23 protein-coding genes are annotated in these 24,059 nt (G+C 33.4%); 19 read left to right on the top strand and 4 right to left on the bottom strand.

The features are described 5' to 3' along the window. The first annotated feature begins 17 nt into the window (after positions 1-17). Entirely contained in the window at positions 18-869 is an 852-nt protein-coding gene (locus tag IMZ30_RS08525) for a hydroxymethylglutaryl-CoA lyase (RefSeq protein ID WP_207037887.1), read from the top strand. Positions 870-913: 44 nt separating this feature from the next. Further along, a complete protein-coding gene (gene rlmN / locus IMZ30_RS08530) occupies positions 914-1,954 on the top strand; it encodes a 23S rRNA (adenine(2503)-C(2))-methyltransferase RlmN (RefSeq protein ID WP_207037888.1) in 1,041 nt (346 codons plus the stop codon). A 71-nt stretch (positions 1,955-2,025) separates the two neighbouring features. On the opposite strand, the gene IMZ30_RS08535 is transcribed toward rlmN, so the two are convergent. Further along, on the bottom strand, positions 2,026-3,399 hold the full coding sequence (locus IMZ30_RS08535; RefSeq protein ID WP_207037889.1) for a T9SS type A sorting domain-containing protein: 1,374 nt from the start codon (positions 3,397-3,399) through the stop codon (positions 2,026-2,028). A gap of 99 nt (positions 3,400-3,498) precedes the next feature. Between IMZ30_RS08535 and IMZ30_RS08540 the strand changes: the two genes are divergently transcribed. Together IMZ30_RS08540 and dnaG are read left to right on the top strand one after the other, a co-directional pair. Then, a complete protein-coding gene (locus IMZ30_RS08540; protein WP_207037890.1) occupies positions 3,499-4,476 on the top strand; it encodes a polyprenyl synthetase family protein in 978 nt (325 codons plus the stop codon). Between the two features lie 6 nt (positions 4,477-4,482). Continuing rightward, positions 4,483-6,444: a DNA primase gene (dnaG, locus tag IMZ30_RS08545; protein WP_207037891.1), complete on the top strand. Its 1,962-nt coding sequence runs from the start codon at positions 4,483-4,485 to the stop codon at positions 6,442-6,444. Here the strand turns inward: dnaG and nadE are convergent. Beyond that, positions 6,437-7,213, bottom strand: a complete 777-nt coding sequence (gene nadE / locus IMZ30_RS08550) for an NAD(+) synthase (protein ID WP_207037892.1) — start codon at positions 7,211-7,213, stop codon at positions 6,437-6,439. The two genes, dnaG and nadE, sit on opposite strands and share 8 nt — an antisense overlap. Before the next feature lie 61 nt (positions 7,214-7,274). Between nadE and gldB the strand changes: the two genes are divergently transcribed. From gldB to IMZ30_RS08565, 3 genes are read left to right on the top strand one after another with little or no spacing between them, the layout of a single operon-like run. Continuing rightward, complete coding sequence (gldB, locus tag IMZ30_RS08555; RefSeq protein WP_207037893.1) at positions 7,275-8,249, top strand: gliding motility lipoprotein GldB; 975 nt, start codon at positions 7,275-7,277, stop codon at positions 8,247-8,249. 2 nt (positions 8,250-8,251) lie between these two features. Then, positions 8,252-8,581, top strand: a complete 330-nt coding sequence (gene gldC, locus IMZ30_RS08560; protein ID WP_207037894.1) for a gliding motility protein GldC — start codon at positions 8,252-8,254, stop codon at positions 8,579-8,581. 3 nt (positions 8,582-8,584) lie between these two features. Beyond that, a complete protein-coding gene (locus IMZ30_RS08565; protein ID WP_242529648.1) occupies positions 8,585-8,953 on the top strand; it encodes a GTPase in 369 nt (122 codons plus the stop codon). Here IMZ30_RS08565 and yihA read toward each other — a convergent pair. Together yihA and IMZ30_RS08575 are read right to left on the bottom strand one after the other, a co-directional pair. Further along, a complete protein-coding gene (gene yihA / locus IMZ30_RS08570) occupies positions 8,950-9,546 on the bottom strand; it encodes a ribosome biogenesis GTP-binding protein YihA/YsxC (RefSeq protein WP_207037895.1) in 597 nt (198 codons plus the stop codon). The genes IMZ30_RS08565 and yihA overlap by 4 nt on opposite strands. A gap of 3 nt (positions 9,547-9,549) precedes the next feature. After that, complete coding sequence (locus tag IMZ30_RS08575; RefSeq protein WP_207037896.1) at positions 9,550-10,314, bottom strand: alpha/beta fold hydrolase; 765 nt, start codon at positions 10,312-10,314, stop codon at positions 9,550-9,552. A 275-nt stretch (positions 10,315-10,589) separates the two neighbouring features. On the opposite strand from IMZ30_RS08575, the gene mraZ reads away from it, so the two are divergent. Genes mraZ through ftsA form a run of 12 tightly spaced genes read left to right on the top strand, consistent with a single transcriptional unit; the run spans position 10,590 to position 24,031 of the window. Then, positions 10,590-11,048 carry a division/cell wall cluster transcriptional repressor MraZ gene (gene mraZ, locus IMZ30_RS08580; RefSeq protein ID WP_207037897.1) on the top strand — a complete coding sequence of 153 codons (459 nt, stop codon included), beginning with the start codon at positions 10,590-10,592 and terminating at the stop codon, positions 11,046-11,048. Then, positions 11,038-11,940, top strand: a complete 903-nt coding sequence (rsmH, locus tag IMZ30_RS08585; RefSeq protein WP_207037898.1) for a 16S rRNA (cytosine(1402)-N(4))-methyltransferase RsmH — start codon at positions 11,038-11,040, stop codon at positions 11,938-11,940. The genes mraZ and rsmH overlap by 11 nt, the downstream gene beginning before the upstream one ends. Positions 11,941-11,942: 2 nt before the next feature. Beyond that, the gene (locus IMZ30_RS08590) at positions 11,943-12,266 is read left to right on the top strand and encodes an FtsL-like putative cell division protein (protein ID WP_207037899.1); all 324 of its coding nucleotides are present in this window, start codon (positions 11,943-11,945) and stop codon (positions 12,264-12,266) included. Continuing rightward, a complete protein-coding gene (locus IMZ30_RS08595; RefSeq protein ID WP_207037900.1) occupies positions 12,253-14,217 on the top strand; it encodes a penicillin-binding protein in 1,965 nt (654 codons plus the stop codon). Before IMZ30_RS08590 ends, IMZ30_RS08595 begins: the two co-directional genes overlap by 14 nt. After that, complete coding sequence (locus IMZ30_RS08600; protein WP_207037901.1) at positions 14,214-15,680, top strand: UDP-N-acetylmuramoyl-L-alanyl-D-glutamate--2,6-diaminopimelate ligase; 1,467 nt, start codon at positions 14,214-14,216, stop codon at positions 15,678-15,680. Before IMZ30_RS08595 ends, IMZ30_RS08600 begins: the two co-directional genes overlap by 4 nt. A gap of 3 nt (positions 15,681-15,683) precedes the next feature. After that, the gene (mraY, locus tag IMZ30_RS08605; RefSeq protein ID WP_207037902.1) at positions 15,684-16,901 is read left to right on the top strand and encodes a phospho-N-acetylmuramoyl-pentapeptide-transferase; all 1,218 of its coding nucleotides are present in this window, start codon (positions 15,684-15,686) and stop codon (positions 16,899-16,901) included. Then, entirely contained in the window at positions 16,901-18,244 is a 1,344-nt protein-coding gene (murD, locus tag IMZ30_RS08610) for a UDP-N-acetylmuramoyl-L-alanine--D-glutamate ligase (protein WP_207037903.1), read from the top strand. Before mraY ends, murD begins: the two co-directional genes overlap by 1 nt. Before the next feature lie 3 nt (positions 18,245-18,247). Beyond that, positions 18,248-19,459 (top strand): FtsW/RodA/SpoVE family cell cycle protein, encoded by a 1,212-nt coding sequence (locus IMZ30_RS08615; RefSeq protein ID WP_207037904.1) that lies wholly within the window; start codon positions 18,248-18,250, stop codon positions 19,457-19,459. Continuing rightward, a complete protein-coding gene (gene murG / locus IMZ30_RS08620) occupies positions 19,456-20,553 on the top strand; it encodes an undecaprenyldiphospho-muramoylpentapeptide beta-N-acetylglucosaminyltransferase (protein ID WP_207037905.1) in 1,098 nt (365 codons plus the stop codon). Before IMZ30_RS08615 ends, murG begins: the two co-directional genes overlap by 4 nt. Next, complete coding sequence (gene murC, locus IMZ30_RS08625) at positions 20,550-21,899, top strand: UDP-N-acetylmuramate--L-alanine ligase (RefSeq protein ID WP_207037906.1); 1,350 nt, start codon at positions 20,550-20,552, stop codon at positions 21,897-21,899. The genes murG and murC overlap by 4 nt, the downstream gene beginning before the upstream one ends. After that, positions 21,892-22,611 carry a cell division protein FtsQ/DivIB gene (locus IMZ30_RS08630; protein ID WP_207037907.1) on the top strand — a complete coding sequence of 240 codons (720 nt, stop codon included), beginning with the start codon at positions 21,892-21,894 and terminating at the stop codon, positions 22,609-22,611. The genes murC and IMZ30_RS08630 overlap by 8 nt, the downstream gene beginning before the upstream one ends. Before the next feature lie 7 nt (positions 22,612-22,618). Further along, on the top strand, positions 22,619-24,031 hold the full coding sequence (gene ftsA / locus IMZ30_RS08635) for a cell division protein FtsA (protein ID WP_207037908.1): 1,413 nt from the start codon (positions 22,619-22,621) through the stop codon (positions 24,029-24,031). The last annotated feature ends 28 nt before the right edge of the window (positions 24,032-24,059 follow it).

The following is a 24,059-nucleotide window of genomic DNA, read 5'->3' on the forward strand; positions in this document are numbered from 1 at the left end:
AAAGTTAAAAAAAGCTTATGAGCCGTGTTAAACTTATTGAATGCCCTAGAGATGCTATGCAAGGTATTAAGCCTTTTATTTCTACACAACTCAAAGCTGATTATATTCAATCACTTTTAAAATGTGGTTTCGACACCATAGATTTTGGTAGTTTTGTATCTCCAAAGGCTATACCGCAAATGCGTGACACGGCAGAAGTTTTGTCTAAGTTAGATTTAACACAAACCTCAAGTAAGCTTTTAGCTATTGTTGCAAATCTTAGAGGAGCCAAAGATGCTTGTCAATTTGAAGAAATAGATTATCTAGGCTATCCTTTTTCGATTTCTGAAAATTTCCAAATGCGAAATACTCATAAAACAATAGACCAATCGGTTGAAGTTTTACAAGATATTATCAATACAGCAAATCGGTTTAATAAAAAGGTTGTTGCTTACTTATCAATGGGTTTTGGTAATCCTTATGGAGATCCGTGGAATGTAGATATTGTTTCTCAATGGACTGAAAAACTAGCTTCAATGGGTGTAGAGATTTTATCTTTATCGGATACTGTAGGGACTTCAGATCGTGAAACTATTGCTTATCTGTTTTCAAATTTAATTCCCCAATATCCAAATATAGAATTTGGCGCTCATTTGCATACCACACCAGACCAATGGTTTGATAAAGTAGATGCAGCTTTTCTTGCAGGTTGTAAAAGATTTGATGGTGCTATTAAAGGCTTTGGTGGTTGCCCAATGGCAAAAGATCAGCTTACAGGGAATATGCCAACCGAAAAATTATTATCTTATTTCAACACAAAAAATACAGACTCTAATGTCAAGATGACTAGCTTTGAGGCAGCTTACAACAAATCGATGGAGGTTTTTTAACTCTAAAGTTAGTCACTTCATTATTTCTCTTTTACCTTTGCAATGTGAAAGCAAATAAGAAAGATATACGTGCATTAAGCAAAAAAGATTTACAAGACTTTTTTGTATCTAATGGAGAAAAGGCATTTCGCGGCACACAAGTTTATGAATGGTTGTGGCAAAAAGCATGTTATGATTTTAACGAAATGACAAATATTTCAAAAGAAATTCGTTCCATGCTCGATGCGAATTTTGTAATAAATAATATTGAGGTTGATACCATGCAGCGCAGTAATGATGGTACCATAAAAAATGCTGTAAAACTTCATGACGGCTTTACTGTCGAGTCTGTTTTAATTCCTACCTATTCTCGAACAACAGCTTGTGTTTCGTCTCAAGTTGGGTGTAGCTTAGATTGTAAATTTTGTGCAACAGCACAACTGAAACGTTTAAGGAATTTAAATGCAGATGAAATTTACGATCAAGTTGTAGCGATCGATCAAGAGAGTCGCTTATATAACAACATGCCATTATCTAATATTGTTTATATGGGAATGGGAGAACCACTCATGAACTATAAAAATGTTTTAAAATCTATCGAAAAAATTACTTCTCCAGAAGGTTTAGGCATGTCACCAAGACGCATTACTTTATCAACTTCCGGAGTTCCAAAAATGATTAAGAAGTTAGCTGATGATCAGGTTAAATTTAATTTAGCGGTTTCATTACACTCAGCCAGAAATGAAGTTAGGACCCAAATAATGCCGTTTAATGCTAAGTTCCCTTTAGAAGACTTAGGCGAATCACTTCAATACTGGTATCAAGAAACAGGAAAAGCAGTTACTTATGAATATATTGTTTGGGATGGAATAAATGATACTCGCGAAGATATTTTAGCCTTAATTGAGTTTTGTAAACTGATCCCTTGTAAAGTCAATTTGATTGAATACAACCCAATTGATGATGGTATTTTTAAGCAAGGTTCAGATGACTCAGTAGCTCAATATAAAAATGCTTTAGAAGCTCATCGCATTACAGTAACCTTACGTCATTCAAGAGGTAAAGATATTGATGCTGCTTGCGGTCAGTTGGCAAATAAGCATTAAAATCAAAATTTTAATAATTAAAAAACCCAGCAGAAATGCTGGGTTTTTTTGATTTAAATTTAAAATCTAATTTATTTCACAAACTTGAAAGTTTGAGTTTGACCGTTTATACTAACTTTAGAAATAAACATACCATTGTTAAGTTCATTTAAATCGATATTAACGTTAGAACTATCAGGTTGTAGAGTTTTAACTACTTGACCTAACATATTATAAATTTCAACTTGGTTAATAGGTGACTTAGCTGATATATTTAATTTATCATTATTGACGAAATGATTTACAAGATTCTCAGACTGAACATCTGTAATACTTAAAGAAGACTCTGTTGTAAATGACCATACAGCTGAACCTGTCGCAGAACCTCCAGTATTTTTAGCAACTATTTGCCAGTAATAAGTAGTGTCATAATCATTTCCTGTAATTGAAACTGATGTTTGTGCAGTTTGACCTAAGAAAGATAAGTTATTTTGGTCTTCACCAAAATAAACTTCGTAAGTAGTTGCTATTGGACCTTGTGGTGCTGCTAACCAAGATAAATCAACAGCATTGTCAGGTTGTCCGTCACCATTATTATCGTCGGTTATTATAGCCACGTTTGTAGCATTGTCGCTTGGAGTAGGTAAGATAACTGGGTTTGGAGGATTTCCAATAGTTTCAGTTGTAAAACTCCATGTAGCTGAACCAACAGCTTCTCCAGCTGGATTTTTTGCAACTACTTTCCAATATCTTGTAACTCCAAAATCAACACCAGTAATACTAACTTGACTACCACCAGTGGTTCCAAGTGGTCCACCAGGGAATGTTTGATCAGCAGAAAAATAGATATCAAATTCAGTCGGAGTTCCACCTGTTTGAGCTATATCCCAATCAAGTTGTACAGCGTTATCAGGTTGTCCATCGCCATCATTGTCAGCGGTGTCGACAGTAACATCAACAGCGCCATCAGTTGGAGTTGGGTTTATTACCGGGTCAGGTACTTGATTATCAAATAAAGTGTAAGTGCTTGTTCCTCCGTCACCATAGTTGTTAGACCAAGTTGTTTCGAAGCTCACTAAATCTCCTTGACCATCAAGAGTGTAAGTACCTGTTCCATCAAAATCATCACCGCCATAAACAACGTCTGGTTGGTTATTGAACACGATTGTTTGAGCAGTATAATTCAAGGTTATAGTACCTGGATTGTCAGATTCACCGTAAGGTCCTGCATATAATCCACCAGTAATATCTGATAGTGTTACAGTATTACCCGATACGGCTGTCACTGTAGCGAATCCAGTTACAGCTATATTAGTGTTAGCCGGATCACATGCGCCAGTACCGTTACCATAGCAAACGGTTGATTGAACAGTAAATTCTTGACCTACAGAAAAAGGATTGGTAGGTAATTGAGCAAAACTTACATAAGTAAGTAAACTCACTAAAATAAAAGTAATTTTCTTCATAGTGTGTGTATTTATAATTAAGTGGTAAATATAAATAAAGTTTAAGTTAATAAAAGTTTAAGCTTGTTAAAATCTAATAAACTTTGGTATTTTTGAATTATGAAAGTTGTCTACCAAATTAAACAACCTATTGCCCACGAAATGGAGGTTTTTGAGAAAAAATTCTCTTTATTTATGTCATCTAAGGTTGCGCTTCTTAACAAAATTACCCACTTTATTGTTAATCGAAAAGGAAAACAAATGCGACCTATGTTTGTGTTTTTAGTAGCTAAAATGGTGTCTAATGGTGAAGTAAATGATCGTACTTATCGAGGTGCTTCAGTTATAGAACTAATTCATACGGCTACTTTGGTTCACGATGATGTGGTTGATGATAGTAATCAACGTCGCGGTTTCTTTTCAATTAACGCCTTATGGAAAAATAAAATTGCCGTTTTAGTTGGTGATTACCTATTGTCTAAAGGTCTTTTGCTTTCTATAGATAATGATGATTTTGATCTTCTAAAAATTATTTCAGTTGCCGTTCGAGAGATGAGTGAAGGCGAATTATTGCAAATAGAAAAGGCTAGGCGGCTTGATATTACAGAAGCTATTTATTACGAAATTATCCGGCAAAAAACGGCTACTTTAATTGCCGCTTGTTGTAGTCTTGGTGCGGCTGCGGTTAAGCCTAATTCTGTAGATGTAGATGATATGCGAAAATTTGGCGAATTAATAGGTATGGCATTTCAAATTAAAGACGACCTTTTTGATTATGGACAACGCAAAATAGGTAAGCCTACAGGTATTGATATTAAGGAGCAGAAAATGACCCTACCATTAATATATGCGATTAATCAATCTTCAAAAAAAGACAAAGATTGGATTATTAATTCTATCAAAAACCATAATAAAGACAAAAAGAGAGTCAATAAAGTGATTGATTTTGTAAAAAGTTCTGGAGGTTTAGATTATGCCACTGCTAAAATGCATCAGTTTCAAGATGAAGCACTTCAAATTTTAGCCCAATATCCTGAATCTGATTATAAATCGTCTTTAAAATTAATGGTAGATTACGTGATTAATCGTGAAAAATAAATTTATTTGATTACCAAGCGTACCATAGAAAAAGTTTTTGATACCGCTCGAGTAGAAGAGGTGATAGGTGATTTCGTTAATCTTAAAAAATCAGGTTCAAATTTTAAAGGTTTAAGCCCATTTAGCGAAGAAAAAACACCGAGTTTCATGGTTTCACCTGTAAAACAAATCTGGAAAGATTTTTCTTCTGGAAAAGGAGGAAACGCTGTGAGTTTTATCATGGAACACGAGCATTATTCGTACCCTGAAGCTATAAAATACCTTGCTAAAAAATATAATATTGAAATTGAAGAAACTGAACAAACATCAGAAGAAAAAGAAAAAGCTTCTGAACGTGAAAGTATGTTTCTAGTGTCTAAATTTGCAAAAGATTTTTTTGTTGACCAATTACATAATTCTACCGAAGGTCAAACAATTGGTTTGTCTTACTTCAAAGAGCGTGGTTTTACTAATGATACTATAAAAAAATTCAATTTAGGTTACTCGCCAGATCAGTGGGAAGCTTTCACAAAAGCAGCAATCAATAAGGCTTACGAAAAAAAATATCTTGAAGCTACAGGCTTAACCATAACAAAAGACCAAAAATCTTTCGACCGTTTTAAAGGTCGTGTTATGTTTCCAATTCATTCCATGTCTGGTCGTGTATTGGGCTTTGGTGGAAGAATTTTGGATAACTCTAAAAAAGCCGCTAAATATTTAAATTCACCAGAGAGTGAAATTTATCATAAAAGTAAGGTGTTATATGGCTTATACTATGCTAAAAAAGCCATTGCTCAACAAGATAATTGTTACTTAGTTGAAGGCTATACTGATGTTATTCAGTTACATCAAGCAGGAATTGAAAATGTGGTTTCTTCATCCGGAACAGCTTTAACCGATCAACAAATTCGATTAATTAATCGCTTAACTAAAAACATTACCGTTTTATTTGATGGCGATGCCGCTGGTCTACGCGCTTCATTACGCAGTGTAAATATGATTTTAGCTCAGGACATGAATGTTAAAGTCTGCCTGTTTCCTGAAGGCGAAGATCCTGACAGCTTTGCAAAAGCTAACTCAACTCATGTTATAGAGGAATATCTTGAAGCTAACGCAAAAGATTTTATCACATTTAAGGCCTCGCTTTTAATTAAAGAAGCCGAAAATGATCCTATAAAAACCGCTGAAGTAGTTCGCGATATTGTAGAGAGTATTGCTCAAGTTCCTGATCAAATTAAACGAGAACTATATATCAGGTCCTGTGCTAAACTCATGGATGTTTCTGAGGCAGTTTTATTTAGTAGTTTAGATCAAATTTTGGCTAAATCAAGTCGTGACCAAAAGAAAAAAAATAAAGCTCAAGTCCCTCAGTTAAGCAAAGTTGAAGATACTAAAGTGACTTCAAAAAAAATTGATCCTAAGGTAGAACTTGAACGGATTATTATTGGGTTATTATTAAAATACGGTAATCAAGAGGCTGAATTTGAAGATTTTTTGATTGAAATTGATGAAAAAGGTAATGAAGTTTTAAAACCTATTAACAAAACGCATAAGGTTTACGAAAAAATTTATCTCGATTTGCAAAGTGATGAAATTGAGTTTACCGATGAAAATTTTAAGTTGCTTTATCACAGTTTAATTGATAAGTTATCTACCCAAGAAGACTTTAATGTATCTAAATTTACGAGTGAACTAGACCAGAGATTAGCAGAAGAAGCAACGAGCATCTTAATGAATTTCGAACGCTACGAACTGCATAATTGGGAAAGCCAAAATATTTTTGTTAAGCATAGAGACCAACTTGAAACTGCAGAGGTGACCGAAACAATCTTAAACCTAAGACGTATTTTGATACATCAAAAAGTTGATGAAATGGGAGAACTTCTTAAAAATGGTGATTATGATAACCCCACTGAAGTTTTAGAAGAAACGATGGAGTATAAGCAACTCGAAGTTTTAATTGCTCGAAAATTAAACCGAATTATTTAAACTCTGCTGGTATATTACATATTGGTATAGGCTTCATTTTGTGCTGATTGGCAGAATTTAAATTGTGGTAAATTTTCAAAACTTCAGCTTGTCTAGAACTTAATTCTTCTTGTTTTCCTTCAAACTGCATCGCCCATTCTAATTCATCATAACTTGCGCCTAGTTGGTCTTCATCACTTCGGCTATCTCCAAAAAGCCCATCAGTTGGTTTGGCCTTTTGAATTTCATCTATAATTTTAAGCGTTTGGGCTAAACTAAAGACTTCAGATTTCATTAAATCGGCAATCGGACTCAAATCTACACCGCCGTCGCCATATTTTGTATAAAAACCAACACCGAAATCTTCAACTTTATTGCCAGTTCCAGCAACTAAATAGTTGTTTAGGCCTGCAAGATAATATAAAGTTGTCATGCGTAAACGAGCACGAGAGTTCGCAAGCGCTAAGTCTTCACGCTTAGAATTAGTATCTGGTAAGCTGTCTTTAAATACATTAAATGTTGGAGTTAAATCAACTTTTACTGACGATACATTTTTATAATTTAATTTTAGCCATGAAATATGTTTCTGTGCCCGAGTAACTTGTGATATTTCTTGATGAATAGGCATTTCAACACAAAGTACTTTTTGTTTAGTCATTGCACACAAAGTTGAAGTTACCGCAGAGTCAATTCCTCCTGAAACTCCTATTACAAATCCTTTTGCATTGGTTTTGTTAAGATAATTGTTAAGCCAATTTTTAATATAATTTATAACTTTTTCGTTTTGCATGCCCTTAAATTTAAGTGTAAGATTAGTTACATTTGCACCAAATATATTAAAAACAGAGCCAATGTTATTCAAAACAATAACTAGAGTTTTATTAATTCTAGTCACTTGTGTTTATTTGATCTCTTGCGATTCGGAAAATTCAAAGATTATTGAACGTATTGAAAACAAAGAACTTGATTTAAGTCTTATGCGTTTTGATCGGGAGTTTGCAACATCAGATTCACTAGATTTAGAAAGCCTAAAAATAGGTTATCCTTTTTTCTTTAATAGCGCCGTACCTGATAGTTTGTGGTATAAAAAAATGAAGGATACACTGCAAAATGAAATTAATGAAGAGGTTTTAAAAGCATTTCCTGATTTCGATAAAGAAAAACAAAATATTGAGCGATTCGTTAAATATCTTAAATTTTATTTTACCGCATTTAAACAACCGACAATTGTTACAATTGCAGAAAGTGTTGATTATAAGAATAAAGTCGTTACTTCAGACTCTCTACTCGTGATTTCTTTAGATAATTACTTGGGGCGCGAACATCGGTTTTATGAAAGTTTTCCAGACTACATCAAGCATTTTCAAGACAAAAAGTATTTAATATCTGATGTTGCTGGCGCTTATGCCAAGCAGGCAACTTTTACACCATTAGATCGACGCTTTATTTCGTATATGGTTTACCACGGTAAATTGCTTTATTTTAAAGATTTAGTTATTCCGTGGGAAAATGACGCAGCTAAAATTCATTATACACAAGAGCAATTAGAATGGGCAAAATCTAATGAAACAAAGATCTGGGAATTTTTTATTGAAAAAGATTATGTTTTTTCAACACAAGCCGATTTGAAAGATCGCTTTATTAATCCAGCGCCATTTTCTAAGTTTTATCTTGAATTAGATAATGATTCTTCACCTAGAATTGGGCAATATATAGGTTGGCAAATTGTAAGGGATTTTATGAAAAATAATCCCGAAATTGAGCCTAATAAACTTATGTTGCTTGATGCACAACAAATTTTTAAACAATCAAATTATAAACCTTAATTATGGCAAAATCAGATATTAATATTCATATAGAGACCGACGAAAATAAAATTCCTGAATCTATTAATTGGTCGGCTAAAGATGGTGGCGTTGAAAATGAGTCTGCTAAAGCTGCTATGTTGTCTATTTGGGATCATAAAACACAAGAAACCTTACGTATTGATTTGTGGACAAAAGATATGCCTGTAGATGAAATGAAAAAGTTTTTTCATCAAACTTTAGTGAGTATGGCAAGCACCTACAAAAGAGCTACTGATGACGATAAAATGGCTGCAACTTTTAATGATTTTTGCGACTACTTTGCAGAAAAACTTGATTTAAAAAAAGAATAAATTGTGTCTAAGTTAATTTTTGTTTATAATGCTAATTCGGGCACTAGAAATGCTTTAAAAGAATCTCTGCAAAAATTAATTAATCCGCAGACTTTAACTTGTCGGTTATGTAGTTTAACTTATGGTTTTACATCTGAGAAGACGCAGTGGAAAAAATTTAAGTCGCAAACTTCAACTGAAATGCAATTTTTACATGCCGATGAATTCAAATCTCAATTTAAATCAAAATTTGGTATTAAATACGAATTACCAGTTATCTTAGAACAGAATCATTATGAGTTAAATGTTGTTCTTTCTGCAAAAGAAATTAACCAACTAGATAGTTTAAGACAACTAATAGATAAGTTAACGCCACATGTAACAAATATTTAGAGGCTTTGGTTAATGTGCTCAATGTAGTTTAAGACTTCTTCACGACCAATTTTTTTGCTTGAAGATGTAATAAACATGGGCGGTAACTCTGCCCAATCTTCCATTAATTGTGTGGAGTAATTAGCAACATTATTCTCAACTTGGTGTGACTTCAATTTGTCTGATTTGGTGAAGATGATTGAAAATGGAATTTGATTTTTACCTAACCAAGTCATAAAATCTACATCTATTGGCTGTGGATCATGCCTGATATCAACTAATAAAAAAGTATTAACCAATTGTGGGCGTTTTCTAAAATAATCGGTAATATATTTTTGAAAGATTTTTTTTTCTTTTTTACTAACCTTTGCATAGCCATATCCAGGTAAGTCTACTAAATGCCAGTTATCATTTATTAAAAAGTGATTGATAAGGCGTGTTTTACCAGGTTTTCCCGAGACTTTTGCTAAGCTCTTACGTTCAGTTAGCATGTTGATCAGTGAAGACTTTCCAACATTGCTGCGGCCAATAAATGCGTATTCTGGCAATGGCGAATTAGGACATTTTGCAACATCGCTATTACTCATGACAAACTTTGCTGTTTTAATTTGCATGATTTATAAATTTCTGTTACTTAACCAGGTGTAGAGCAGTTCATTAAATTTATTTGGATGCTCCATCATTGCAGCATGACCGCATTCATCAATCCAAAATAAATCAGAATCTGGTAACAATTTATTGAAGTCTTCAGCAACATTTGGTGGTGTAACTGTATCTTGTTTTCCCCAAATTATGCAAGTTGGTGTGGGCATTTTTGGTAAATCTTTAGCCATATTATGTCTAATAGCACTTTTAGCAATAGCCAATGTTCTTATTAACTTAGAACGGTCATTAACTGTGTTATAAACATCGTCAACAATAGCTTTTGTTGCGATTTTTGGATCAAAAAACACATTTTCGGCTTTTTGTTTAATGTAATCATAATCACCACGTTTAGGATAACTCTCGCCCATAGCGCTTTCATAAAGTCCAGAGCTTCCTGTTATTACAAGTGCTTTTACAATTTCTGGATATAATTTTGTAGTTAATAAACCTATATGTCCGCCAAGCGAGTTACCGATGAGTACAACTTTACCGTATTTCCGTAAGTCGATAAATTCTTTGATGTAAGTTGTAATGGTTTTAATATTTGTTTTAAGTAATGGTAAATCGTAAAGCGGCAATTCAGGGATAATCACTTTATAGCCTTTTTCAGGGAAAAAGTTCATAACGCCATCAAAATTACTTAAGCCACCCATTAAGCCATGTAAAATCACTAAGGGTTGACCTTCACCTAATTCAAAAAACTTAAACTTACCGTCTTGTTGTATATGTTTTTCCATTAACTATCAATCTTTCAAACCTCAAATATAGTCATATTTATAAAAGCATTTTATAATAATATCTATTCAATTTTAATTATTTGAATTTGAAACTCGCCTCAAAACTAAACTTATTAACAATCAAGTAGTTCTGTTAATTGAAGTGGCTAAACCTTTGCTAATAAAGCCTTAACAAGAAATGATGAAAAGTTTGTGTAAAAACTTATCAACAATGTGGTAAAAAGTGGGATAATGTGGAAAAAAAATCAATATATTTGAAGTGTAATTATGTAATAATGCTAAATTTTATAGGAACATATGAATGCAAAATTGATGCAAAAGGTCGGTTATCCTTGCCTTCAGCATTAAAAAAGCAATTACTGCCAGTTGTTGAAGATGGTTTAGTACTAAAGCGTTCAGTGTTTCAAAATTGCATAGAGCTTTATCCGATGCAAGAATGGAATGCATTGATGAGTAAAATAAATGGATTGAATCGGTTTAAAAAGAAAAATAACGATTTCATAAGGAAGTTTACAGCCGGCGTAAAATTAGTTGAAGTTGATGCGAATTCTCGTGTTTTAATACCGAAAGACTTGATTCAATTTGCTGGAATTTCAAAAGAAATCGTCTTGTCTTCATCTGTCAATATTATTGAAATTTGGGATAAAGATAATTATGAAAACGCGATTAATAAGGTCGATGATTTTGCTGAATTAGCCGAAGAAGTCATGGGAACACAAGAAGATGAATACTAAGTACCACATACCAGTTTTACTAAAACAAAGCGTCGATGCATTAGTCTTAAACCCAGATGGTGTTTATGTCGATGCAACATTTGGTGGTGGCGGACACTCTGCCGAAATTCTTTCTAGATTAAGTGCTAAGGGTAGATTATTTGCTTTTGATCAAGATAAAGATGCACAGCAAAATGGCTTAAATGACGATCGTTTCGAATTGATAGAGGCTAATTTTAGATACCTAAAACGCTTTTTAAAGTTCTTTAAAATTAATGAAGTTGACGGAATTTTAGCTGATTTTGGAGTGTCATCACATCAGTTTGATGTACCGGAACGCGGATTTTCAACACGTTTTGATGCTCAGCTAGATATGAGGATGAATCAAAATGATAAACTTTCCGCCTATGAGCTCATTAATTCTTATGAAGAGCAAGATTTAATTAAGCTGTTTAGAACTTACGGTGAGTTAAAAATGGCTCCTAAGTTAGCGAGAGCGATAATTAGTGAACGTTTAAATAAACCTATTGAAACTACATCTGATTTAAACTCAGTTATAGAACCACTGTTACCAAAAACTAAGGTGTTTAAATTTTTAGCTCAAATTTATCAAGCCATTCGTATAGAAGTGAATCAGGAAATGAAGGCGCTTGAGGAGTTTTTATTGCAAACACAAGACCTTGTAAAACCCTTAGGAAGGCTAAGCTTTATAACCTATCATTCATTAGAAGATCGCTTGGTGAAGCGCTACATTAGAGATGGTAATTTTACGGGTCAGGTAGAGAAAGATTTTTACGGAAATAAACTTGCGCCATTTAAAAAAGTTGGCCAGTTAATTATTCCTGACAAGTCTGAAATCACTGAAAATAGTAGGGCTAGAAGTGCTAAATTAAGAATAGCTGAAAAAATATAATTATGCAAAAAAATCTTTTTGCCATATTAAAAGGTGAGTTTTTAACCAATAAAGACGCTTCAAAAAATTGGAGTTATATTTTATTTTGTACGCTACTAGCTATAATTATGATTGCTAGTTCGCATACAGCTGAGAAAAAAGTTTTTAAAGTAGCTGAACTTAATCAAGAAATTCAAGAATTAAGGAGTGAATTTGTAGATTCTAGAAAACGATTAATGCAGTTAAAAATGGAGTCTAATATAGCTGAGATGATGAAACCAAAAGGAATTTTCACCTCAGACCAACCTGCTATCAAAATTGTAATTGAGTCTGATGAGTCAAACTGATAAAGACATATTAAAACGCTATTATTTAATAGCCGTATTGTTTGTGGTTGTTGCTATTGCTATTGTTTACCAACTTTTCAATATTCAATTTAAGCAAGGTGATTACTATACAGAATTGGCTCAAAATACGGTATACAAAAACTTCAAAATAGAGCCTAATCGAGGTAATATTTACGATGCTAATATGAATTTATTGGCAACTTCAGTCACTAAATATGAAATTAGGTTTGACCCAATATCAGTTACCAAGTCTAACTTTGATACTTATCTAAATCCACTTTCAGATTCGCTTTCAAAAATGTTTTCTAAGTCTGCAGCTTATTATAAAAATAAGTTTAAAAAGGCTAGAGCTTTAAACAATCGCTATGTTTTTATTGCTAAAAATTTAGATTACTCAGATTACATCCGAATTAAAAATTTCCCGATGTTTAATCTTGGCGCTTATAAAGGTGGATTCATCGCAGAGCAGTCAACTGTTAGAGAACATCCGCTAGGAAAAATTGGCCGGCGAACTGTTGGCTATAATAGTGTAGGTTTAGAAGGTGCTTTTGATGATTACTTACAAGGTGAAAAAGGACAACGGCTAAAGCAAAAAATCGCAAAAGGGCAATGGAAGCCACTCACCGATTTAAATCAAGTGGAGCCAGTTGATGGTCTTGATGTTATTTCAACTATAGATGTCAATATTCAAGATATCACACATCATGCATTGTTAGCTCAACTTGAATTTTTTGAAGCAGAACATGGAACTGCTGTTGTAATGGAAACCAAAACAGGTGAAATTAAAGCAATTTCAAATCTTGGCTTAAGTAATGAACCTGGTAAATATTATGAAAAACGTAATTACGCAGTTTATGAGCCTCACGAGCCTGGCTCTACATTTAAATTGATGAGTTTAGTTGCTGCACTTGAAGATAAGGTCGTAGATACAAGTACTGTAATTGATACAGAAAACGGTCGCTTAAAATATTTTGATCGAACAGTTTACGACTCTAAACAAGGTGGTTATGGTAAGATTTCAGTTGCTAAAGCTTTTGAAGTTTCATCAAACACTGCTTTTGCTAAAATGATTTATGAAAATTATAAAGATCAGCCAGAACAATTTGTTGATCGTTTAAAAATGATGGGCTTAGATCAAAAAATTGGTCTCCAAATAAAAGGTGAAGGTCAACCGAGTATTCCTCATCCAAATAATTCAAATTGGTACGGCACTACTTTACCATGGATGAGTTTCGGCTATGGTGTTTCTCAAACAGCGCTTCAAATTTTGAGTTTTTATAACGCAATTGCTAATGATGGCGTAATGGTAAAACCACGTTTTATAAAAGCTGTGCGTGACCGACATAAGTTAATTGAGCAATATACTGAACCACAAATTACAGGTAGCGTTTGTTCTGAAGAAACAGCAAAACAAGTGAGAGCCATTTTAAAAAATGTAGTTAATAAAGGTACAGCAAGTAATATTTATTCACCAAGATTTTCAATGGCTGGTAAAACAGGAACTTGCCAAACTGAATATTGGGTAGAATCTGGTCGATACATTGCATCATTTGCTGGTTATTTCCCAGCAGACAAGCCTAAATATTCTTGCATTGTTGTAATACATAAGCCAAATCCTGAAAAAGGATATTACGGAAGTACAGTTGCAGCACCAGTTTTTAAACGTATCGCTAAGAAAATTTATTCAGATACGCCTATTGAAGCCCGATTACCAAGAATAAAGTTAAACCAGTTACAGTTAACTGAACAAGACAATTATAATCAAGTGCTTAACAAATATAAAACCATCATGCCAAATTTAGTTGGTATGCCAGCAATGGATGCTATTTCAATTTTAGAAAATCTTGGCTTGAAGGTAAAATTATTTGGCGAAGGAAAAGTGATTAAGCAATCACTAGCACCTGGAAAATCAGTTAAAGGGAATAAACACGTAAATTTAATTTTAGGTTGAAGTTATTAAAAGACATCTTATTAAACGTTGCTATAGAACAAGTTGTTGGGTCAACTTCTGTTGAAGTTAACGCGTTAAGTTTTGATTCAAGAGCTGTGAGCTCATTAACTTGTTTCGTGGCTATTAGAGGAGAAAAGGCTAATGGACATCAATTTATCACTAAAGCAATTGACTCAGGCGCTAGTGCTATTATTTGTGATACTTTGCCAAAAGAACTGGTTAATAATGTTACTTATATTCGAGTGAATGATACGCGCGAAGCTTTAGCACATTTATCTAATAACTTTTATAATCAACCATCACAAAAACTTCAACTTGTTGGCGTAACAGGTACAAATGGTAAAACTACAGTTAGTAGTTTATTATTTCAATTGTTTAAAGATTTAGGCTTTTCAGTTGGTTTAATTTCTACAGTTGTTATTAAAATTAATGATGAAGATTTTCCGACAAATCTCACTACACCAGATTCTATTACTATAAACAATACGATTAGTAAAATGGTTGAAGCTGGCGTAGAATACTGTTTTATGGAAGTGAGTTCACACGGAATTGACCAAAAGCGCTCTTTAGGTTTAGATTTTGATACTGCAATTTTTACTAACCTTTCACATGATCATTTAGATTATCACAATTCTTTTGAAGAATACAGGAATGTTAAAAAAAGACTTTTTGATCAGTTGAAGCCTCAAGCCGTTGCAATTACCAATATAGATGATAAAAACGGACGATTCATGTTGCAAAACACAAGCGCCAATCAATTCACATATGCTATAAAGTCTATTGCAGATATTAAAGCAAAAATTTTAGAAAAGAATTTCGATGGACTTAAGCTTGATATTGATGGACAAGAAATTTGGTCGTCTTTTTTAGGAGAGTTTAATGTTTATAATTTGTTAGCTGTTTATGCTACAGCGCTTCAGTTTTGTAGTGATAAACTTCAAATTTTACAGTCAATTACTTGCTTAAAGCCAGTGGCTGGTAGATTTCAGCACATGGTGTCTACAAATAATAATGTTCACGCAATTGTAGATTATGCACATACACCTGATGCCTTACAAAATGTTTTAAAATCAATTAATGCTATTCGCACTCATAACGAGACTTTAATTACTGTAGTTGGTTGTGGTGGTAATCGCGATAAAAGTAAAAGACCAAAAATGGGCAAAATTGCAACTCAGTTGAGTGATAAAGTGATTTTTACGAGTGATAATCCGCGATTTGAAGATCCTGATAAAATTATAGCAGACATAGAAACAGGCGTTGAGCCCCAAAATACGTCTAAATATGTAGCAATTAGCAACCGCGCACAAGCCATAAAAACGGCATGTCAGCAAGCACAACCTAATGATATTATTTTAATTGCTGGAAAAGGTCACGAAACTTATCAAGATACTAAAGGTGTTAAACATGATTTTGATGATCGACAGCATATTAAACAAAACTTTAAATTATTTAAGCTCTAAACAATGTTATATAACTTATTTGAATTTTTAGAACAAAATTACGATTTGCCAGGTGCAAGATTGTTTGGTTATATCTCTTTTAGAGCTGCATTAGCCTTAATTATTGCCTTGTTGTTTTCAACTGTTTTTGGTAAGCACATCATACTACTGCTCCAACGCAAACAAGTAGGTGAAAGCGTAAGAGAGTTAGGTTTAGAAGGCCAGAAAGCAAAAGCAGGAACGCCAACCATGGGCGGTTTAATTATTATTGCTGCTACATTAGTGCCTGTACTTTTACTTAATAACCTAAACAATATTTACATTTTGTTGTTGATTATAACAACTGTTTGGATGGGAGCTATTGGGTTTTTAGACGATTACATCAAAACATTTAAAAAAAATAAAGAAGGTTTAAAAGGAAAGTTTAAAGTTATTGGTCAAGTTGGTTTAGGTATTATTGTAGGTTCGGTAATGTACTTTCATGAAGATGTCACCGTAAAAGAAATTACGGTAAAAGAAAATACGCTTACTAATACTGAAGTTTTTCAAAGTCAAGAGTTGAAGTCAACAACAACAACTATTCCGTTTGTTAAAAATAATGAGCTTGATTATTCAAAGGTATTAACTTGGATTTCGAATGACTTAAAACCATTTGCTTGGTTAATTTTTATCCCAATTGTAATTTTTATAGTAACAGCAGTCTCAAATGGTGCTAACTTAACTGATGGTATTGATGGTTTGGCAGCAGGAAGTTCAGCTATTATTGTGCTTACTTTAGGTTTGTTTGCTTGGGTTTCAGGTAATCTTATTTTCTCTGAGTATTTAGATGTGATGTATATTCCAAGATCTGGAGAAATGACCATTTTTATAGCTGCATTCACGGGTTCACTTATCGGATTTTTATGGTATAACACTTTTCCGGCCCAAGTTTTTATGGGTGATACAGGAAGTTTAACAATAGGCGGAATTATCGCAGTTATTGCAATCGCTACAAGAAAAGAATTACTGATTCCTATTTTATGCGGAATATTTTTTCTAGAAAATTTATCGGTGGTTTTACAAGTTGGGTGGTTTAAATACACCAAGAAAAAGTTTGGTGCTGGTAGACGAATTTTTTTAATGTCTCCTTTACACCATCACTATCAAAAAAAAGGATTTCATGAAAGTAAAATTGTTGTACGTTTTTGGATAATTGGTATTCTACTAGCTGTTATTAGCATTGTAACCTTGAAAATTAGATGATGAAAAGAATTGTTATACTTGGTGGTGGCGAAAGCGGAGTTGGTGCTGCTGTACTGGCAAAACAAAAGGCGTTTGCAGTATTTTTGAGTGATCAAGGTAAAATTAAACCGAAATACAAAAAAATACTTCAAAAGCATAGCATTCCCTTTGAAGATGAAGGTCATACAACAAGTGAAATCTTTAAGGCTGATATTGTTATTAAAAGTCCTGGTATTCCTGATGATATACCGTTAATTAATAATTTGAGAAATCAAGGTATTGAAGTGATTTCAGAAATTGAATTTGCTTACCGATTTACCAAGGCTACTATTATTGCTATAACAGGCTCTAATGGAAAAACAACGGTAACTAAAATGGTTTACCATATTTTAAAGCAAGCTCATTTATCTGTTGCAATGGTTGGTAATGTTGGCGATAGTTTTGCGATGCATATTGCTACTCAACCCGAAGTTGATAATTATGTGATTGAAGTGAGTAGTTTTCAGCTTGATAATTGTGTGAGTTTTAAACCTCATATTTCAATTTTAACTAACATTACTCCAGATCACTTAGACAGATATGATAATAATTTCCACTTGTACCGAAAAGCTAAATTTAAAATTCTTCAAAATCAAGGTCAAGATGATTTCTTTATCTACAATGAAGACGATTTAGCTATTACTGAATTCCTTCCGAAGATTTCAACAAACGTACAACTCATTCCATTTAGTAAAAAACAATTAAAACAAAATATTGCTGCTTTTATTGAGCAGAATACAATTAAAATAAACCTTAATCAACAAAAAACATTTAACATGTCTATAGATAATTTGAACGTAAAAGGCGCTCATAATGCACAAAATGCAATGGCAGCCTCAACAGCAGCAAGACTTTTAAAAATAAGAAAACAAACTATACGTGAAAGTATGGAAAGCTTTAGAGGTGTAGAGCACCGACTTGAAGAGGTGAAAGTTTTGAACAATGTTAATTATATAAATGATTCTAAAGCTACAAACATTAACGCTACATTTTATGCATTAGATAGTATGACTAAACCAACTGTGTGGATTGTTGGAGGTGTTGATAAGGGAAATAATTATCAAGATTTGCTAGCCTTAGTAAATGAACGTGTAAAGGCCATTGTTTGTCTAGGTATAGATAACTCTAAAATTATTGAAGCTTTTGGAAAAACAGTCGATGAGATTATAGAGGCTGCTAATATGGCTGATGCTGTTTTAGCAGCTCAGCATTTTTCTAGTGCTGGCGATACAGTTTTGTTATCGCCAGCATGTGCTAGTTTTGACTTGTTTGAAAATTATGAAGATCGTGGAAGACAATTTAAAGAATGTGTTCGTAAACTGTAAATGATGCAGCAACTGTTTTCACATATTAAAGGAGATAAATCTATTTGGGCTATTGTAGCTCTGATGGCAATATTTTCGTTTATGCCTGTTTTTAGTGCAAGCAGTAACTTGGCTTATTTAAATGGTGGAGATGGTAACACTATAAGTTATTTAATAAAGCATTTTATTCATTTAGGTTTAGGTTTTGGGTTAATGTACGCTGTTCACAAAGTGCCGCTTCGTTATTTTAAGGGTATTTCTTTAATCATGTTACCTTTAGTAGTTGTGTTATTAATCATTACCCTTGCACAAGGCACAACTATTGGTGGTGCTAATGCTAGCCGGTGGATTAGTATTCCTATTGTTAATCTTTCCTTTCAAACATCAAGTTTGGCTAGTGTTGTTTTATTGGTTTACGTGGCTAGATATTTAGCAAAGTATAAAGATCGCAAAATAAATTTTAAGCAAAGCATAGTGTCACTTTGGTTACCAGTTTTTGCTGTTGTGGGTCTAGTTTTACCAGCAAACTTTTCAACTGCAGCTTTATTGTTTTTTATGGTAATCTTGGTTGTTTATATTGGAAAATATCCACTAAAATATCTTGGACTTATCTTAGGTATAGGAGTAGTAATGCTTTCTATATTTGTGTTAACGGCCAAAGCTTTTCCTGGTTTGTTTCCTAATCGTGTTGATACGTGGATGAGTAGAATCGAAAATTTTTCTGAACCAGACGGTGATGAACAATATCAAGTTGAAAAAGCTAAAATTGCCATTGCAACTGGTGGTTTAACGGGTAATGGTATTGGTAAAAGTGTTCAACGTCATTTTTTACCGCAATCATCTTCAGATTTCATATACGCGATAATCGTTGAAGAAATGGGATTAATTGGTGGTCTTGGGGTTGTATTAGCTTATCTTTTTTTGCTTTTTAGAATTAGCATTGTTGCTTCAAAATCTTATAATTTCTTTGGTAAGCTAATTACAATTGCTGTTGGCTTACCTATTATTTTTCAAGCCTTGATTAATATGAGCGTCGCAGTTGAGTTGTTACCGGTTACAGGACAAACCTTGCCTTTGATTAGTAGCGGTGGAAGCTCTATCTGGATGACATGTATTTCGGTTGGTATAATTTTAAGCGTCAGTAATAAAGAAGAAAATGAGCCAAACGAAGAAGTTTCTTTAAATGAAAATAGTAATAACGATAACCCTTTAGAAGTTTTAAGCGAAACGATATGAATCAACCAAAATACATCATATCAGGTGGCGGTACTGGCGGACATATCTTTCCGGCTGTTGCCATTGCTGATGCACTAAAACAAGAACATCCAGAGACTTCAATATTATTTATTGGTGCAAAAGGCAAAATGGAAATGGAGAAAATTCCGAAACTGGGTTATAATATAAAAGGTTTGTGGATTAGCGGGATTCAACGTAAAATAGACTTAAGTAATTTATTATTTCCAATCAAATTGTTTTTTAGTCTCATTAAAGCTGTTTTTATCATTATAAAGTTTAAACCAAATGCTGTAATCGGTACTGGAGGTTTTGCTTCAGCACCTACTTTAAAAGCAGCTCAGTGGTTGGGATATCCAACCCTAATACAAGAGCAAAATTCGTATGCTGGAGTTACCAATAAATGGCTGTCAGCAAAAGCAAAATCAATATGTGTGGCTTATCCGAATATGGAAACTTATTTTCCGAAACAAAAATTAAAATTTACAGGAAACCCAATACGTAAAAGCTTGTTGAAAAATACATTAAATTCTTCTCAAGCGAAACAAAACCTTCAATTAGAGCAGAAGTTAACACTTTTTATTATTGGTGGTAGCTTAGGCTCTAAGCGCATCAACGAACTTATTGATTCTCATCTAAATTGGTTATTATCAAAAGATTTACAATTAATCTGGCAGACAGGAAAAATGTATTATCAAACCTACCAATCAAAGCATTCAAAATCGGTTAAGGTAAAGCAATTTATAGAAGATATGAATTTAGTTTATTCTGCTGCTGATATTATTATTTCTCGTGCTGGCGCTGGTACGGTGAGTGAACTGGCTACTGTAGGTAAACCTGTTTTATTTATTCCATCTCCAAACGTAGCCGAGAATCATCAATATAAAAATGCTAAGTCTGTCTGTAGACAAAACGCTGCAGTTATGATTGAAGAACAAAATTTGGAGGCTGAATTCCAAGACTTAATGAGCCAACTAATTACCGACCAAAATTTAAAGCTAAAATTAGCTCGTAATTTTAAGAATTTAGCAAAACCTGAAGCTACTCAACATATTGTAGATGAAATTAAACGCATTCAAAAGCCTTTAAGACAATGAAAGATTTAAACCACTATAGTTCTATTTTTTGTATCGGTATTGGCGGTATAGGTTTGAGTGCAATTGCGCGTTATTTTAATCATAACAATGCAAAAGTTTTTGGGTATGATCGTACAGCAACTAAGTTAACACAACAATTAGAAGCTGAAGGTATTAATATTCAAACAAGCTTAGATACAGTAAATCTAAAACAATTTTTACCTGAAAAAACTTTAGTCATTTACACAGCTGCAATAAGTGTTCAAAATGAATTATTGGTTTATTTTAAATCTCAAGGATTTGATTGTTACAAGCGAGCTAGAGTTTTAGGAGAAATTACCAAGAATAAACCCACTTTAGCAGTAGCTGGAACTCATGGAAAGACAACAACATCAGCTATTTTAGCACATCTTTTATTTCAAGCTAAAATTAATTTTACAGGTTTTTTAGGTGGTGTGGTTAATGATTTTGATTCAAACTATGTTTCCACAGGAAGTGATTTGTTTGTTGTTGAGGCCGATGAGTTTGATCGCTCATTTCTACAACTTCAACCGACTAAGGCTTGCGTGATAGCTCAAGACCCAGACCATTTAGATATTTATGAAACTCCAGAACAATTCAATCAAACTTTTAAAGAATTCGTTCAATTATTACCAAATTCATCTCAAGCTTTTTTAGGTCCTAAGGTTAATTTAAACGGAATTAATTTAGAACTTAATTCGTCTGGGAAGTTTGCATTATCAAATGTTAAAGTGGTAAATCAAGCATTTCAGTTTGATTTTAAACTTGATGAGGTTGAGTTGAAGTCGGTGCGAAGTAATTTACCAGGTTTACATAACTGCATAAACTCAGCTTTAGCTCTAGCATTAGCTATTTCTGAATTTCCTGATAAGGCTGAAGTATTTGCAAAAGCCATTTCGACTTTTAAAGGAATTAAGCGACGTTTTAATAAAGTAATTGAAAACGAAAACTTAATTGTTATTGATGATTATGCACATCATCCAACTGAAATTAATGCGGTTTACGAAACTTTAGAAGAACTGTACCCAAATAAACGAAAAATGGTCGTTTTTCAGCCTCATTTATATAGCCGTACGCGCGATTTTATAACCGATTTTATTTTAGTTTTAAAACAGTTTAATGTAGTTGCTTTATTAGACATTTATCCAGCACGTGAGTTGCCGATTCAAGGTGTAACTTCAAAAGTACTCGCTCAAAAAATTGGCGATCATGCAAAGGTAATTTCTAAAAAAAGTATTTATCATGAAATAATATCTAGCCAATGCGAAGTTGTTGCAATGCTAGGCGCTGGCGATATTGGAGTAGAAGTAGGTCATATAACTAAACAATTAGAAGCAAATGTTTAATTTAAAATACATACGTTTCGCATTGATTTTGCTATTGATGTTAGGTTTATTTGGATTTGCAAATTCAGTAAATAACCAACGAAAATTAGGTGATATTAGGGTGAATTTTAATAACAATACAGCGCTTTTTGTCACAGCAGAAACTGTTGAAAACTTGTTGATAGATAATCTTAAAGACTCCTTAAATAGTTATAAATATATGTTAGATTTGGAAGGTTTAGAGCATTTGCTCAATAAGCATGATATGATTAAATCGGCTGATATATTTTCAGACATTAAAGGTAATTTAGGCGTCATCATTTCACAACGGCAACCCATTGCTCGAATTTTTGATGGTGACTTCAACTATATAGATGATCAAGGCTTACTAATGCCTTTATCTAATCAATTTTCAGCGCGAGTCCCTTTAGTGTATGGATTTTCATCTGAAGAAATTTCAGCAATTTATCCACTTTTATTAAAAATTCGTAACGATGAGTTTTTAAAAAAGCATATCATTGCAATCCGAAAAAATTCAAAAAATCAGACTATAAAATTAAATGTTAGAAATCAAGACTTTAGCATTAATCTAGGTAAGATTGAGGCTTTAGACTTGAAGTTTACTAACTATAAAGCTTTCTATTTAAAAGCAAAACAAGAACAAAAATTAAACGATTACAAATCGGTGAATTTGCAATTTGGCAATCAAGTGGTTTGTACATTTAAGCAATAGGTGAACGATGGAAAATGAAAACATTGCAGTAGGTTTAGATATCGGTACAACTAAAATTGTAGCCATGATTGGTCGTGAAAACGAATATGGTAAAGTAGAGATTTTAGGTATTGGCCGTACTAAAAGTCTAGGTGTACATCGAGGTGTTGTAAACAACATTACACAAACAATACAGTCAATTCAGCAAGCTCTACAACAGGCAGAAGCTAACTCTCAATTAAAAGTAGATGCCGTAACCGTAGGCATAGCTGGGCAACACATTCGTAGTTTGCAACATAGCGATTATATTACACGAAATGATGTTGAAGAAGTAATTAACGACGACGATATAGATTCACTTTGCAACCAAGTGCACAAATTAGTGATGCTTCCTGGCGAAGAAATTATTCATGTTTTACCACAAGAATACAAAGTTGACGGTCAGTCTGAAATTACTGAACCACGTGGCATGTCAGGCGGTCGTTTAGAAGCTAATTTTCATGTGGTTGTTGGTCAAATATCATCTATTCGGAACATTGCCCGATGCGTTCAAAATTCTGGTTTAGAGTTAAAAGGAATGACGCTTGAACCTTTAGCTTCTGCAAATGCTGTTTTAAGTCAAGAAGAAAAAGAAGCTGGTGTAGCACTTATTGATATTGGTGGCGGTACTACCGATTTAGCGATTTTTAAAGATGGTATCATTCGTCATACAGCAGTTATTCCGTTTGGCGGAAACGTTGTTACTGAAGATATTAAAGAAGGCTGCTCAATTATAGAAAAACAAGCTGAATTACTAAAAGTAAAATTTGGTTCAGCCTGGCCAGGAGAAAATAAAGAAAATGAAATTGTATCTATTCCTGGTTTACGCGGACGTGACCCAAAAGAGATTTCGCTGAAAAATCTATCTAAAATTATACATTTTAGAGCTGTTGAAATTATTGAACAAGTCTTTTTAGAGATTAAAAATTATGGTCACGAAGAACAAAAAAAGAAACTCATTGCAGGAATTGTAATTACAGGCGGCGGCGCTCAACTTAAACATTTAAAGCAATTAGTTGAATATGTTACTGGAATGGATACTAGAATTGGCTATCCTAACGAACACCTTGCAGGCGATACCGATGATGAAATTGCAAGTCCGATGTATGCTACGGCCGTTGGCTTAGTTATGGACGGGCTAAAACGCAACTTAGAATTACAAAAAGAATCAGATAATAAAAAAGAGGATGGAGCCGAGGATGAACTTGAAGCCGACAGCACAGTAACTGATGAACATCAGGAAGACCAAACATCAACTGAAGCAACACAAAATCAAGAACAAAAATACGAAGACTCATTTTTGAATGAAGACTACGGCGCCAAAAGACCAGCCGAACCTAAGAAAAGTTTTTTCGATAAATTTTTTGATAAAGTAAAAGATTTTTTAGATAAAGCAGAATAAATTTTAAAGTAAGAATACACAAAAACAA

Source organism: Psychroflexus sp. ALD_RP9, from assembly GCF_017311165.1.
GTDB lineage: Bacteria > Bacteroidota > Bacteroidia > Flavobacteriales > Flavobacteriaceae > Psychroflexus.